A 14,288-nucleotide genomic window follows, 5' to 3' on the forward strand; every position below is an offset into this window, starting at 1 on the left:
GGTGATCATCACAATAGCTCTCCCCTTTCGTTTTTTCGGTTAATGCAGCGACAGCCGGTGGACGAAAGGGGTTCTTTCTATGCTTCAATCGTTGCCAGGCTGATGCGCCGATCAGGCCATCCTCCTGTACCCGTCTCAACGAAGCTGCTGCTGAACAGCCCGCCGCGAGCTCATTTTCGTGAATATTTTTTGCATCAAACCCGGTCCGGAAATCCGGCTGTTCTGAAACGCGGCGATGCGCCATTCGCCGTTTTGCTTTACAACCACATTGGTGTTAATGGAGTCACGTTTCTTTGGCGCCCGCTTCTGCCATCTCATTTTGACGGCGCCCAGTCCGTGAAAGATCGCCAGCTCTGGCGTAATAAAGTCGATTTTCGCAATCTCCCCGTCCAGCGTAGACCCTCTCAATACGCCGTTCCACAGCTCCTGATGCACATCGGCGATCGCCTTTCTTCCTTTCAGATGCTCGCCTTGAAAAGTAACGTAGTCTGCCTTGTCGGTAAAGCATGCCCCATAAGCCTCGCCATCCCCTTTTCCCCAAGCCCATTTCAGCTTTTCAAACAGCTGCTCAATTTCCTTCCGGTCTTGCGCCTGATTTGTATTCATGTTCATCTTCCTTCATCTCCTTTGATTGAATGGCCGCCTGATTACGCGGATTTGTTTGCTATTCAAGAAACGGTTCGCTGACATTAACTGGACTAATTAATTATCTTGATTTATATAATATCTTGATTAATTAAGATAATATGCGGCAGGAAGTGATTTGTCAATAGATCCCTTAAGTTTTTAAAAACAAGAAATGAAGCACATCCCGCCCCGTCAGCGAAAAAGCAAAAAAATCCCGGCCCCTTCGGGCCGGAATCAAGCATGGTTATGGTGTTGGCAAAAAGCAGGCTGGCAATCCCGCTTCCCGCCGGAATGGAATTCCTCGTGGTAGGAATGGATCATTAAATGACTCGTGATTACATTAAACGGCTAATTTCGTTTGGACCGCGGCTTCCGGAGCATTCTGCTCCTTCTTCATTTCCTCCATGGCGGCCAGTCCGGCCGTATTCAGCACATTCCACGGCTTGTTGTAATGCGGCTGGAAGAAGAAGTCTACAAAAGCCAGCTCCTGCACCGTCATCCGGTTCTGGATGCACACCGACAGCGTATTGGTCGCTTGGGTCATATCCGCCTTCGACATCACCTGGGCTCCGACGATCCGGCCGCCGGCCGCTTCGAAGACCAGCTTCAGCATGACATCATCGTAGGTCGGCATGAACTCCGGACGGTTATTTTCATGGATTGTTACAGTTTTCACATTCAAGCCTGCAGCAAGTGCGGCGGCCTCGGTCATGCCCGTCGAAGCGATGTTCCAGTCAAACAGCCGGATGGCCGACGTTCCCTGCGTACCTTGGTAGCGCACGGTTGGCTGAACCAGGTTCATGCCAGCCAGCGTACCCATCCGAACGGCATTGGTGGCCAGCGGAATGTACATCGCCGTTCCCGTCGGATTGTAGCGTACGGCGCAGCTGTCTCCAGCGGCCAGCACATCGGGGTTGCTGGTGCGCATATAGTCGTCGACGATAATCGCGCCGTTCGGCAGCATATCAACCTGGCCCTTCAGCAGATCTGTGCCGGGGCGGAAGCCGATGCACAGCACAACCATATCGGCTTCAAACGTGCCGTCTGTGGTGACGACCTCGCGCACTTTGCTTTCGCTGCCGCGGAAGCCTTCCACCGTCCGGCCCAGCGCCAGCTGCACGCCGCGGTCCTTCAGTGCCTGCTCGGCCAAGTCGGTCAGATCGCGGTCAAGGTACTTGGCCATGACACGGTCCATGTTATCGATCAGGGTGACCTGCTTGCCAAGCTCGTGGAACGCTTCGACGAGCTCGATGCCGATATATCCGGCGCCGATGACGGTGATGCGCTCTGCATCCGCAGCGCGGGCAATGATTTCCTGCGCGTGAGCGTAGTTTTTGCACAGCTGGACATTGTCCAGATCGATTCCTTCCATCTTCGGAATAACCGGCCACGAGCCTGTGGTGACCACCAGCTTATCATAGCTGTCCGTAAATTCCTCGCCGGTCACCAGGTTGCGGACATTCAGCGTCTTGGCGTTCGTGTCGACGGCCAGCACTTCGTGCCGCATCCGGGTCACGGCGCCGAGTCCGGCCAGCTCTTCCGGATTGCTGTAGAACAATCCGCCTGCGTCCTTGACGACGCCTCCGACGTGAAGGGCGATGCCGCACGACAGGAACGAAATGTTATCGTTGCGTTCATACACCGTAATTTGGGCTTCCGGGTGCTGTGCGGCAATGCTTTTTACAGCGGCGGTTCCGGCATGGGTACATCCAATGACTGCGACTTTCATGGTAATTCCTCCTTATAGGGAATGAAATGGATGAATGTGAAACGGTATGGATAACTTAATGGATAAGCAGCGGAATGGAGGACACTGCTCGTTTGTGAAATAATGCACAATATACTTCAAAAAAATATTTCCGATGATTTATCTCCCTTGATCTATTTGTGATTTATATCACAACCTCTTTATGGCTTAATCATACACCTTCCCTTTCACCTTTGCAAGGGATTTGTGAAAAAAATCTCAAAATTATAATCTTAACAAAAAGCACCCCGTCCGGGGTGCTTCATATCAATTTACAATATGATTAGATGTCATCGCGAATTTGAATGCGTTTGGTGCGTTGGTTAGGTTGTTTCGGAATTTCCATGTTCAGTACGCCGTCTTTCAGGGACGCGTTAATTCCGTCTGCATGAATATCGGGAACGTAGAAGCTGCGCGTGTATTCACCATAGCGGCGTTCTCTGCGGACGACTTGTTCGTCTTGGTTGTCCACGCTATGGTCTTCCTTACGAACGGCTTTGATCGTCAGGTAAGGCTCAGCGTAGCTGATCTCGATATCTTCTTTTTGAAAACCGGGCAGTTCCGCCTCCACCAGATACGATTGCTCCGTTTCCCGGATATCGGTCTTGAAGGACGTCAACGATCCTTTGAAAGATGTAAACCAATCGTCGCTGAACACGTCGTTAAAGGATTTCACCAATTGTCCAAAGGCATCTTCTCTGCGTTTTCCAAAAGGAATCAAGTCAAACATGCTTCATTTCCCCTTTCAATTTGACCTTGTTTGACCTTACGACTTTATTATATGCCCGTGGGTGTGAAAAGACAAAAACGATTACAGCTGATTACACGCGATTATAGCCTGATTTGTCTTGTTTTATGGTGGATTTATCGTGAAAATTATTATTTGACCTTATTTGACCTTCGGATAATCGTATGTAAATTTTTTGCCTTAATCCTCGTAATTCCCCGCCGTTTGCACCGCCATATGCCGGATCCTCTCGGCTACATAAGCTGGCTCAAGCACCCGCAAATCCGGCCCGTAGCTCAGCAGCATGCCGTACATCCAATGATTATCCGGGTAACTCGCCCGGACCAGCAGCGATCCGTCCGCTTCCGTCTCCACGTTCTCAACGCCAAAAGCCTCCTCCACCCGTACTCTCAGCCGTTGCTTAAAACGCAGAAGGAGGGAAACTGCCGGTCCGGTCTCCTGGTTGCCCCACCTTGCATCCAGTTCTTCCATGCGCACGCCGCGGGACGGAAATTGTTCCAGATGCACCTTCAAGCCGCTCAATCGGGAAACCCGAAACGTCCGATAATCCTGACGAGTTCGGCAGTAGGCGTATAAGTACCAGGCGTACCCCTTCCAAGCCAGACCGATGGGCTCGACTTCGCGCTGCTCGGCCGTTCCCTCCGTATTGGTGTATAGGAAGGACACGACCGACCGGTGCTTGGACGCCTGCCTTAGCGAAACGAGGACCGACTTGTCCTTGATTCCTCCTCCATGCCACAGGTTGGTGTCAAACACGAGCGTTTCGCCCTCATCCTCCATTTGGTCCTGCTCGGATTTGGCGACAAGCGCCTTGATTTTGGTCAGCAGATCGTCCATTTCCCGGTCATCCAGCGAAGCTTGTACGCCTTTTAAGGCGACGAGGATCGATTTCAGGTCTTCCAAGGTGACAATTTGCCGCTCGATCCGGTACTTCTCCATAATTTCATATCCGCCATCCGTTCCCGCATAGGACACAATCGGAATGCCCGCAGCGTTAATCGTCTCGAGATCGCGGTAGATCGTGCGCAGCGATACCTCGTACTTATCGGCCAAGGTCTGGGCGTTCACCCTGCGCCGGCTTAACAGGATCATCGTAATGCCAAGCAGCCGTTCTACTTTCAAGCTACCCCTCTCCTTTGTCAAAGAAATGGCGATTCACAAAAAAGATCACTTTTTATATCCATGCATTTCTCGCTGACATACTGTTGTCAAGGTGGGGCGCCTACAATAAAGACATAAGAACCCCCAAGGAGGATGTTAAAAATGAAAATGTTCGCTAGTAGCCAAACCAATCCAGGTACGATCCGCCCCTTCCGCTTGGAAACGACGCCGGCAGAGCTCCAGGACCTCAAGCAGCGCTTGAGCATGACCCGCTGGCCGGATGAGCTTCCGGGGGCTGGCTGGAATTACGGTGCACCGATCTCGTTTGTGAAGGACATGGCGGCTTACTGGGAGCATTCCTTTGATTGGACCAAGCAGGAACAGCGCCTCAACAGCTATCCTCAATTTATGACGACGATTGACGGTGCGAACATCCACTTCTTCCATATTCGTTCCTCCGAGCCGGGTGCAGTGCCGCTCATGCTCATTCACGGATGGCCCAGCTCCCCTGTGGAATTCCTGAAGCTGGTCGGTCCACTGACCGATCCGACATCGTACGGCGGCGATGCCGCAGATGCCTTTCACCTGGTCATCCCTTCGCTGCCGGGTTTTGGCCTGTCAGGCCCGACAACCGATACGGGCTGGAGCCCGTTCCGGGCAGCCCAAGCACTGGATGCGCTCATGACGCTCCTCGGCTATGAGCAGTACGGCGTGCAGGGCGGGGATATGGGCGCCATGATCGCACCGGAAATCGGCCGCATCGCCGCCGGCCGCGTCATCGGGGTGCATGTGAACGCGGCGACCATGGGCTTTGTGCCGTTCGGGGCTATCGAAGACGATGTATTTGCATCGCTGACCGATGCTGAGAAGGTGCGGGTCGGTCGGCTGGAGCATTTTATGAAGGAAAGATTCGGGTTTAACATGATCCAGTCCACCAGACCGCAGACGCTCGCTTACGGGCTTCACGACTCCCCGGCCGGACTTCTGGCCTGGACCTGCGAATTGTTTAACGGCTTTGGCGATACGGTCGATGCCGTAGACCGCGATGCGTTCCTCACCAACCTTATGCTGTACTGGCTGACGGGAACGGCAAACTCCTCTACGCGGATGTATTACGAAGGCGCCCACGACCCGGGTGCCTGGGCTCCGAAAGACATGTCGCCAACTCCTGTAGGTGTCGCGGTATTCCAGTTATCCGATGTGGCGATCCGCCGCTTCGCCGAGCAGGGCAACCGCATCGTACATTGGAGCGAGTTCGAGCGGGGTACGCATTTTGCCGCGATCGATGCACCGGATCTGATGATCAAGGATATCCGTACGTTTTTTCGGAATGTGCTGTAACCGTTAAAGTGGATAGATGGAGGGTGGGCACCTGAGCGGTGCCCTTTTCCCTTTTATTGCTGCGGCTTCTTTTTACGATGACGATGAAGCCCTCAACGCATACAGCTGCGAGATCACCCGGTCGAGCCGATCCTTGATCAGGATGGCCTCCGCATACTTCGCCGGAATCCCCTCATAGCCGTAATAGATGCCCGCCAACCCGCCGGCGATCGCTCCAATCGTATCGGAATCGCCGCCCAGGTTGGCTGCCCGCTGCACCGCATCGCTGAAGTCGGTCGCGTGAAGCAGAATATGCAGCACCCATCGGAACGTATGGACCACGAACCCGCTGGGAGGACAGTCCGGTTCGTCTTCGATCATCCCTTCATACTCGCTGCCCTTGATCTCAGCCAAGATGGCTTCGCTCAGGTCCTCACCGCGCAATAGACGATCGGCAATGCGATTATAAATAACGCAGGCTTCCGCGCACCTTGGATCGTAATGCGTCATGCGTGATTGCATGATCGTTACCCGCTCAACCTCAGCCGGGTCGTTGTAGGCCAGCACAGCCGGCAGGCAACGCATCAGGGAGCCGTTCCCGCCGCTCTGACCCATGTCTGCGTGAGCAATAAAAGCGGCTTCGAGCCAATCGCCCTCATATTTTTCAAACACGTGCCGGATGATGTTCCCGATGTCCTTGGGCCGCGATTGATACCATTCGAGAAAATAACGCCCGATCGCCTCCATCGGCTCTGCGGGATTTTCCAGAATCCCTTCCGCCACGCAGAGCGTCATCATCGTATCGTCGGTCACTTCCCCCGGTTCGAGCTGCCATACTCCGCCGCCGATGATCTCCGTCAAATAGCCGTACTGGGCTTTTACTTCCCGGACACTCATAAACTCCGTCGTTCCGCCAAGCGCATCGCCCACGGCCACGCCGAAGAGGCCGCCCTTCAAGCGGTCGAGCATTTGGTCCTGCATGCCAACACCCCCTGTTTTGATCTGGAAAAATGGTCCAGCCGTTCTATTAGCTATGATTATAATAAAAATATTTATCGACGTACATTCATAGAAGAAAGACCGCGTTTAGCGGAAATTTTTATTGCGAGATCAGGGTGTTTAGCCCGGAAGTTTATACTTTCTGATCTCTAAATAAAAATATCTATCGACGTACATTCAATGAAGACAGACCGCGTTTAGCGGAAATTTTTATTGCGAGATCAGGATGTTTAGCCTCGGAAGTTATACTCCCTGATCTCTAAGCAAACAGAAAGGCTGACGTTTGGGCATGCAACTCACAGACAACAAAAAAAACCAGCCTGGGGTGGCTGGGTTGGGTTTATTTATAGTACGGCAGATAAGGTATCCAAAACGCGGGCCGCAAATTGTGCCCGTTCTTCGGGCGACTCCTCTTTGCCCAAAAAGTTAATTTGGAACGCATGCTGGAAGCAGCTCCCCAGAAGTAAATCGGCAATCGCTCTCGAATCCGTGTTTTCCCCGATTCTGCCGAGCTGCTTCTCTTGATTCAAATAGGCTTCCACGGCCTCGTTGGCCCTATGGGGACCTTCATTCCGCAGCTCAAAGCCTTCCCGCTGACGAAGCAGTAGACCTGGCTCAGAGAAAATAGAACCGATCAGGGACATGGAGCTGTGAAAATCCTCCAGCGCCGCAAGAGCAACCTGCTCCAGATTGCGCCGAACGGTTTCTTTACCCGCGAGAGCTTGCAGCGACTTTAAGGTTCTCATCAAATGCTTTAATTGTCCCCGGATCACATGGAGAAATAAATCTTCTTTGCTGGAAAAGTGGTTATACAGCGATCCTTCAGAGCAGCCGGCAGCCTTGGCGATTTCCTTGGTTGTGGTCTTGGCCAGCCCGTTCCTTAATAACACCTGTTCTGCGGCATCGGCTATTTTATTTTTTAAGTCCAATGGTATCCCTCACTCTATTGACATTGCAGTCATTACTGGTTATGCTTCCATTATGAGTGTGCACTCACTCATTGTCAAGCGAGTTAATCTGGTAGTTGAACGGGTTCCTTTAGCCAAAAATGAGTGTGTACTCACTCACGGTGAGAATGAAGATGAGCTAGCCTGTTACTTTCTTGGATACTCCGTCCCTCCTCAAATGAGTGTGCGCTCACTCAAATATCGTGAAAGGAGGTTTAAGATGCAATCACAAAATTATAAAAATCATGTGAGGATGGTTCCGGCGTTCCATTTTTTCCTGGTGCCCCTGGGTATCATTACGCTGATCGCTTCCCTCATCCATCTGTTTGTCGCTGAAATGCGCGGGATATCACTGTTTTCCTCGCTGCTGTTCGTGTCGGTCTCCCTGATGGCGGTCATGACGATGATCTTCGCCCGGAGGTTTGCCTGCAAGGCTCAGGACCGCGCCATTCGGACTGAAGAAAACCTGCGCTGCTTTGCACTCACCGGCAAGCTGCTTGATCCCCGTCTGACAACGAATCAAATCCTTGCACTGCGATTCGCACCGGATGAGGAATGGATGGCTTTGTGCGACAAGGCCGTAAATGATCATCTCACTCCTGAAAGTATCAAGCGGTCTATTAAAGCTTGGAAAGCCGATTTGGAACGCGTATAACCCCTAAATGAATGGAGGACGAAAAGTGAAGCATCTATCCGAAACGTTAAAAGAGAGGACCCTGCATGTGCTCGCTGCCCATGCCCAGCAATATATCGATGACCAATGGAAGCCGGTTTGGGACCGCCATATCGAGGAAACGGAACGAATTTTTGCAAAAGGCGGAGATTCCGCCTATGGCTTTTACTGCCTTAAACTGTTCCAGCCCTTGGCTGCGGAAATTGTAGAAGCGGGATTAGTCACCCGGCCGGTTCTGCCGGGAATTTTCCCCCAATCGGAAGAGCACTGGGGACCATGGGAGAACCGGGAAAGGCGATTTTGGAGCGTGATCCAGCAAGAAAACGGAAAAGCGATCGGCACGCTGATTACGCGCTTTTTTCACGACCATACCCGGCTGCGTCTGCCTAGACAGCCGCATGTCTACGCGATTCACGAGACAGACCCCGCTGAAATTTCCCGTATTCTTATTCAAGCTGACCCCTGTGTTCTGGATTCGCGAACGGTCGGTGAGGCATGATGGTAAACAGATCCTACTCCCGGATAGCCCGTATCTGTTTTATGACGCTCGCATGGCTGTTTACCATCTCCGTTGCACTCCAGGTATTTCTCGCTGGGCTTGCCCTCTTCGTCAGCCCGGATAACTGGCTAATCCATGCAAATTTCGCCAGGTATTTCTCTTTGCTGCCTCTAATTATGGCTGTGTTAGCCTGGACCGCCCGTTTGCCCGGCAAAATGATCCGGAGAAGTTTAGGGCTGCTCGGCATGACAATAGGCATGTTTCTGACCGCGGTGCTGTCATCCCGAATCGGTATGTTATCCGCGCTGCATCCGGTCATTGCGATCATGCTCTTTTGGAGCTGCACCCTCATCCTCCGCTCGACTTGGGAGGATAGCGTAATGAACGCAACATTAAATCATTGATAGATAAAAGCGCAGGTTAGGGCACCTTGAAGGGTGCCTTTTTCCGTTCCTTCCGATACAACGGATTCATTTATATAAAAAAAGCACGATATCTCCTTTCTTTTGCTGTAAGACGCACGTTTCAGGCAACGGTAAGATCGCGCCGCAAGGTCCACTTACCCGGGCTGAGGCGGCGGTCATTTTGTATCGGATTTGGAAGTTGTAGCATTGGGGAGTCATACTTTGAAATGGAAAGGAGACGCCGGTTAGTTGACCGGTGTCTCCTTTTTATCCCCAGATCATCTTATCTGTGAACAGGTTCAAATCTGATTTGATCAGCAATCAATTTATTTTCTGCAGGATCGAATTTATAGGTGATCTGAAAATCGCCTACGTATTGCGGAGAAATGCCAACGCTCGCGCCTAACGTGGTGACGATTTGTTGATTCTTCATCCAATAATAGACGACGCCGCCAAAACTAAGCTTGTCCTGTTTAAAGTTTATACCGGCAACCTGATAATCAAATTGATGTTCTTTTCCCTGTGAATTTACCTTAATAGCCAAAGTCTGATCATTTTTCCGGGTAACCCCCGTTTCGATCTGGCCGGCGACAATCTCCTGGTAGCTTTGCACTTTGATTTCGGACAGATCCGTCCCGTCCAGCACATGTAATTCATCAATATTCAGTCCTGTCCCTTTTCCCTTATTAAGGATGATCACTGCTTCTTCTTTCCCGTCCCCGGTAACATCCGTGTAGTAAATACGCGGGTCCTCAGTCGTCGAAAAGCTCCAGTCGAATGCCTTGTTCACACCACTCACGTCAACGGCTACGGATTCATACGAATATTGCCCTTCCTTAACCGGCGTCAGCTTTACCTCCTTGTTCTCCGAAGACCAAGATTTCGCATCCAGTGACGGATCCGCCGTATCCACACGAGTTTCTTGTTGCAAATGTGTTGTTACCTGAGAGTTTTTTGTTGCTTCCGTACCTATTAAGGGACTGTTTATCGTCTGATCTTTGCTGCAACCCACAAGAAAACCGAACATTAAAATCGAAGTCGAAAATAATGCGAGCTTGTTAATGACCATCCTCTCACTTTCGCTAGTTGATGCACATCATTATATACGTTCTATTTTCCATATAATTTAAGAAATGGTTATTATGATTTGAAAATATCGTAACCTCTTATCTATAAACGCTGTTAGTCGTAAGAAGTAACGCCCCGGGAATGCCGAGGACAGAATAATCCGGCTCTTGAAGTCCAGCCACCCCAGCCATGAACGATTGAGTGAGCTAATTGCTCCACGCTCGAAGGAAAAAGCCCCCCGCGTCCAGAATATATCAGCTATGAGCGTATGATGATGGGAGAGTGAGCGCACATGAGCGATGAGCAATGGCTGAAAGTTTCCGATTTGGCGGGACAGCTTGAAATCCCTCAGCCAACAATCAGGCGATACATGGACCGGCACGGACATCACTTGCATACGAAAAAGCAGCATAAAAGTTATCTGATATCTTCCGCGTCTATTCCCACGCTGGCCCGGATCCGTGACGAATACTCCAAGGGGCTGAACGGGGAGCAGGTCGAGGAGGTGCTGCTGGGCCAGTCATCCACGATCACGACCGTGAGCGATACCAGTGTCCATAAGGATGAGCGCGTGAGCGATCATCTTGCCGAAGCCTTGTCCGAATTGGAGAAATCCGTGATCGATCGCTTTAACAACCAGGAGCAATTTAATCAGCATCTGCTCGAACTGCTGCAGCGTGAGCAGGAAAAAGTCGAACGTCTTACTGAGCTCCTTATGAAGCAGACCGAAGCGGCGGCGTCCTTGTCCCCAGCGGTTCAGACCCAGAGCCGGAAACAGGCGGATCACCTAACGGAACGAAGGGTGAAGCGTCAGCTGGAGAGCGAGGCCTTGGAGCTCTGGCTTAACAAGCCTGCGCTTGAACGAACGAAAAGGAACGTGCTGTTTCAAAGGAAAGAGGACAGCGAGGCTAAGGAAAAATTTGTGAGAGACTACGTGCTGGAACATTACGTGAGCCGTTTAAACGAGGAATTTAATAGAAGCTAAACCTGTTCGAAAAGCATAAATAGACGAAAAAGAGCGGTCCGTATTGGATCGCTCTTTTTTATAGAAATCCGGCCCGCATTTAGCGAAACTTTCTCTTGCGATATAAGAAACCTGAGTTTCGCGAGGCTCACACTTTCTTATATCTCTTAAAATAAGCCTTGGGCGGCCTGCCCCCAGCTCGCGACCGGGAACGGAACACGAATTTGCGCTGGCACCAGTAGCTGAACACGAACAAGGAGCCTTCGGTGAGCAGCTTGGCGATGAAAAGCGGAATCACCAGAATTCCATGGAACAATACCAACAGCCCGTAATTTAATCCCATGACCAGCGCGACCAGCGCAAAATATTTCGGAGCCGATTCGATCAGCCGGGGGGCGTCCTTTTTCACAAATACATAGCGACGGTTCATGGCATAGTTGAATATGGCGCTGCACAACCGTGAACCGACTACGGCGGCCAGCAGGCTGCCGGTAACGAACTGAAGCACGAAGAGCATCAGGAAATCCAGCCCTGCCGAGAGTACGGACGAAGAGCAAAACTTTAGGATAGGGGCATAAATCCGGATGGAGTCCGCAACCGGGCGAAAATGGGAAGACTTGTTCTTTTCCAAATAGACGGTATCAATGGGCACCTCATGGATCGGATAGCCGTCTCCGCGTGCCTGCAGCAGCATGTTCATTTCATACTCAAAACGGTCGCCCGGAATGCCGCACAGCCAGTCCAGCATCGCCGGCGAGAAGCCGCGAAGGCCCGTCTGCGTATCCGTGACGGAGCGGCCGGTCGTCAGGGCGTACACCAAGCGTGTCGCTTGGTTGCCGAACCGGCTCCGCAGCGGTACCCTGCCGGTAAAATGCCGGCAGCCGAGCACGATATGGTCCGGATGCTCATCGACCGCTGCGGCAATCCGGACGATATCGGCCGGCAGGTGCTGTCCGTCGCTGTCCGCACAGACGATCCCTCCCGTCTCACCCGCCTTCTTCAGGAAGGCGAAGCCCGTCTTCAAGGCCCGCCCTTTGCCAAGGTTGTGGTCGTGGGTCAGCACGATGCAGCCGGCCTGGCGAGCCGAATGGAACAGCTCCCCATAGGCCTCCCCGCTGCCGTCATCGACCACGACGATCCTGCAGCGGCAAGCCGCTTTCAGGTCGGCAATCAGCTGCAGCAGTCTCTCGTCAGGCTCATAGGCCGGAATCAATACGGTTGTCATGTCGGTAGCCTCCTTCAGCTTCGTCGGTCCGTTATTCGCCAACATAAATAATGTCGCTGACGCCGCGCTCCTGGCCTTTGCCCCCAGGACTGTTGACGACCCGGCCCATGAAGTACATGGTCGATGAACCGCCGCCGTCGAGGTTGTAGGCCTCGGTCGCTCCCAGGTCCTCAAACAGATTCGCAAACTCGTTCAGCGTCATGCCCCGGCTGTAATTCTGCTGCCGCCCGTCCACCACGACAAACACGTAGTGACTCGCCGAAATGATGCCGATCCCCGTCCGCGGATTCGATTCGTCGATCGTGCGGTTGCCGAAGTTGGTATCGATTTTGACGTTATCGAAGTTCTGCACCGCCGTGCCGTCTTTCACCAGAACCGGTCCGAACGAAAAGGTATTCGTTACCCCTTGGGCAAGCAAATCCTCGGCGGAAACCTCCTCCTCGTTATACGATTTCATCGTGCCGTCACCGAACAGCGCCAGCCCGTCACGCGCAGGCTCATCACGGTACAAGGTGCCGTTACGGATGACGACGCCGTCATTCCGGAACCCGTAATAGTCCCCGTTGATGGCAAGAATGGCATTGTTGGCGGATGCGATCTCCGAGGTATGCTCGGTAATGTTGCGGCCGAAGGAATTATCCGCGAAGGCTGTCCGAAGGTTGGACGCGTTCTTCAGCTGAACATCGGCGACGTAATACGTAATTTTATCCGCGCCTGTACCGGTCTCCACTTGCTTGATCGAAATATCGACGTTATCGCTCTTGTAGTTCCAATCGTCAGAGGTTGCGTTTACCGCTGAGGCCGTGGATGCCGCAGATTCCGTGTTCGTCGATGTATTCGTAGCAGCTGTTTTCGTTGTACTCGCCGACTGCCTACCGGAAGCGGAGGACGATATGGCTGCTGCCGTGCTGGGCTGGGCAACGACCTCCTCCACATGCGGGATCAAATACCGGTCGGCCAGCCCGTACAGGATACTGCCGACCGTGGCAACAGACAGCGTAAGACTGATGAGCAGAATGCGCTTGGACTTCTTTTTCTTATTGTTCATGGATGATTACTCCTTGTGGCTGTAATGGGATAGCCCTAGAGTAAACCCCAATATTTAAATGGAACTTAAATGGAATATGAAGCTGATGGAATGGTGCAAAAATCGGGGATCTGACGAAGGCGGCCATAGAGCGGCATGGCCTCATCTTGATTCGAAGCATATATGTAGGGAAATATTTTTAAAAAAGAGAAGAAATCTATTGCAGCTGTAAAGCTTGAGAGGATGAACTGAGGTCCAAAAAGATTGAAAGGCAGGAGGATACAACCAATGATGCAAATCATGACTTATGTGGCTAAGGCTTCTTTCGTGATTTTCTCGATATCGATCGGGGATCTGGATCCTTCGCTGACTAAATCGGGGAGAATATACTGTAAAAAATAATCGACGCAATGGAGCTTGATTCCTTTAATTTTGATGAGGGCATCTCTATACATGACGACGAACTCTTTTTCCGTGTTTCCGCGCTGCAGCTCTGTAAAGGCCTCGTAGATTTGATCCAGTTTATCGGCTACTTCCAGGATTCTGCCTTCGACGGAGTCATCCTTGCCTTCACGCAGTTGTCTGCGAAAAATCGGCTGAAACTCTGACGGAATATGCTCATCAATGAAATGAGCGACCATGCCTTCCTCCACTTGCTGAAGCATTGCCCGCAGTTCGAGGGAGTGGTGCTTCACGGGCGTTTTGATATCCCCGATAAAAATCTCGCCGTAATCATGACTGCTGGTAATTTCGTACAGCTTCTTCCAGTCCACCGTGACTCCGTTGGTTTCCTCAATGTCAGCCAGCGTTTTGGCGTACTGGACAACCTTCCAGGAATGGGCGGAAACGCTGTGCTCCTCAAATTTGAACTTGCCGGGACAACGAATGATGCGTTCGAGGTCGTTCAGCGATTGAAAGTACGTATGAATTCCCATAGCT

15 protein-coding genes are annotated in these 14,288 nt (G+C 51.9%); 5 read left to right on the forward strand and 10 right to left on the reverse strand.

Annotated features, from left to right (window positions below; all coding sequences use genetic code 11):
- Nucleotides 1-135 precede the first annotated feature (135 nt).
- The 4 genes from GCU45_RS15805 to GCU45_RS15820 all read right to left on the reverse strand — a co-directional run bounded on the left by GCU45_RS15805 (nucleotide 136) and on the right by GCU45_RS15820 (nucleotide 4,244).
- On the reverse strand, nucleotides 136-612 hold the full coding sequence (locus GCU45_RS15805; protein WP_244364104.1) for an SgcJ/EcaC family oxidoreductase: 477 nt from the start codon (nucleotides 610-612) through the stop codon (nucleotides 136-138).
- Nucleotides 613-967: 355 nt separating this feature from the next.
- Complete coding sequence (locus GCU45_RS15810) at nucleotides 968-2,356, reverse strand: FAD-dependent oxidoreductase (protein ID WP_167527151.1); 1,389 nt, start codon at nucleotides 2,354-2,356, stop codon at nucleotides 968-970.
- Between the two features lie 301 nt (nucleotides 2,357-2,657).
- Nucleotides 2,658-3,104 carry an Hsp20/alpha crystallin family protein gene (locus GCU45_RS15815; RefSeq protein WP_152399613.1) on the reverse strand — a complete coding sequence of 149 codons (447 nt, stop codon included), beginning with the start codon at nucleotides 3,102-3,104 and terminating at the stop codon, nucleotides 2,658-2,660.
- Between the two features lie 198 nt (nucleotides 3,105-3,302).
- Complete coding sequence (locus GCU45_RS15820; protein ID WP_152399614.1) at nucleotides 3,303-4,244, reverse strand: helix-turn-helix transcriptional regulator; 942 nt, start codon at nucleotides 4,242-4,244, stop codon at nucleotides 3,303-3,305.
- A gap of 141 nt (nucleotides 4,245-4,385) precedes the next feature.
- Between GCU45_RS15820 and GCU45_RS15825 the strand changes: the two genes are divergently transcribed.
- Nucleotides 4,386-5,564: an epoxide hydrolase family protein gene (locus GCU45_RS15825; protein WP_208837049.1), complete on the forward strand. Its 1,179-nt coding sequence runs from the start codon at nucleotides 4,386-4,388 to the stop codon at nucleotides 5,562-5,564.
- Nucleotides 5,565-5,636: 72 nt separating this feature from the next.
- Here GCU45_RS15825 and GCU45_RS15830 read toward each other — a convergent pair whose 3' ends face one another.
- Nucleotides 5,637-6,524: an ADP-ribosylglycohydrolase family protein gene (locus tag GCU45_RS15830; RefSeq protein WP_152399615.1), complete on the reverse strand. Its 888-nt coding sequence runs from the start codon at nucleotides 6,522-6,524 to the stop codon at nucleotides 5,637-5,639.
- Nucleotides 6,525-6,886: 362 nt separating this feature from the next.
- Nucleotides 6,887-7,471, reverse strand: coding sequence for a TetR/AcrR family transcriptional regulator (locus GCU45_RS15835; protein ID WP_152399616.1), 585 nt, complete (start codon nucleotides 7,469-7,471; stop codon nucleotides 6,887-6,889).
- A gap of 238 nt (nucleotides 7,472-7,709) precedes the next feature.
- Between GCU45_RS15835 and GCU45_RS15840 the strand changes: the two genes are divergently transcribed.
- Genes GCU45_RS15840 through GCU45_RS15850 form a run of 3 tightly spaced genes read left to right on the forward strand, consistent with a single transcriptional unit; the run spans nucleotide 7,710 to nucleotide 9,065 of the window.
- Nucleotides 7,710-8,144 carry a DUF6526 family protein gene (locus tag GCU45_RS15840; RefSeq protein WP_152399617.1) on the forward strand — a complete coding sequence of 145 codons (435 nt, stop codon included), beginning with the start codon at nucleotides 7,710-7,712 and terminating at the stop codon, nucleotides 8,142-8,144.
- Between the two features lie 25 nt (nucleotides 8,145-8,169).
- Nucleotides 8,170-8,661, forward strand: coding sequence for a DUF6022 family protein (locus GCU45_RS15845; RefSeq protein ID WP_152399618.1), 492 nt, complete (start codon nucleotides 8,170-8,172; stop codon nucleotides 8,659-8,661).
- Nucleotides 8,658-9,065, forward strand: a complete 408-nt coding sequence (locus GCU45_RS15850; protein ID WP_152399619.1) for a DUF6220 domain-containing protein — start codon at nucleotides 8,658-8,660, stop codon at nucleotides 9,063-9,065. Before GCU45_RS15845 ends, GCU45_RS15850 begins: the two co-directional genes overlap by 4 nt.
- A gap of 283 nt (nucleotides 9,066-9,348) precedes the next feature.
- Here GCU45_RS15850 and GCU45_RS15855 read toward each other — a convergent pair whose 3' ends face one another.
- Nucleotides 9,349-10,134, reverse strand: a complete 786-nt coding sequence (locus tag GCU45_RS15855; RefSeq protein WP_152399620.1) for a hypothetical protein — start codon at nucleotides 10,132-10,134, stop codon at nucleotides 9,349-9,351.
- 291 nt (nucleotides 10,135-10,425) lie between these two features.
- Between GCU45_RS15855 and GCU45_RS15860 the strand changes: the two genes are divergently transcribed.
- Complete coding sequence (locus GCU45_RS15860; protein ID WP_152399621.1) at nucleotides 10,426-11,118, forward strand: hypothetical protein; 693 nt, start codon at nucleotides 10,426-10,428, stop codon at nucleotides 11,116-11,118.
- Nucleotides 11,119-11,245: 127 nt separating this feature from the next.
- Here GCU45_RS15860 and GCU45_RS15865 read toward each other — a convergent pair whose 3' ends face one another.
- The 3 genes from GCU45_RS15865 to GCU45_RS15875 form a co-directional block, all read right to left on the reverse strand.
- Nucleotides 11,246-12,322, reverse strand: a complete 1,077-nt coding sequence (locus GCU45_RS15865) for a bifunctional glycosyltransferase family 2/GtrA family protein (RefSeq protein ID WP_152399622.1) — start codon at nucleotides 12,320-12,322, stop codon at nucleotides 11,246-11,248.
- 31 nt (nucleotides 12,323-12,353) lie between these two features.
- Nucleotides 12,354-13,370: a phosphodiester glycosidase family protein gene (locus GCU45_RS15870; protein ID WP_152399623.1), complete on the reverse strand. Its 1,017-nt coding sequence runs from the start codon at nucleotides 13,368-13,370 to the stop codon at nucleotides 12,354-12,356.
- 284 nt (nucleotides 13,371-13,654) lie between these two features.
- Nucleotides 13,655-14,284, reverse strand: a complete 630-nt coding sequence (locus GCU45_RS15875) for an HD domain-containing protein (protein WP_152399624.1) — start codon at nucleotides 14,282-14,284, stop codon at nucleotides 13,655-13,657.
- Nucleotides 14,285-14,288 lie beyond the last annotated feature (4 nt).

The organism is Paenibacillus cellulositrophicus, assembly GCF_009363095.1.
Taxonomy (GTDB): domain Bacteria; phylum Bacillota; class Bacilli; order Paenibacillales; family Paenibacillaceae; genus Paenibacillus_AQ; species Paenibacillus_AQ favisporus.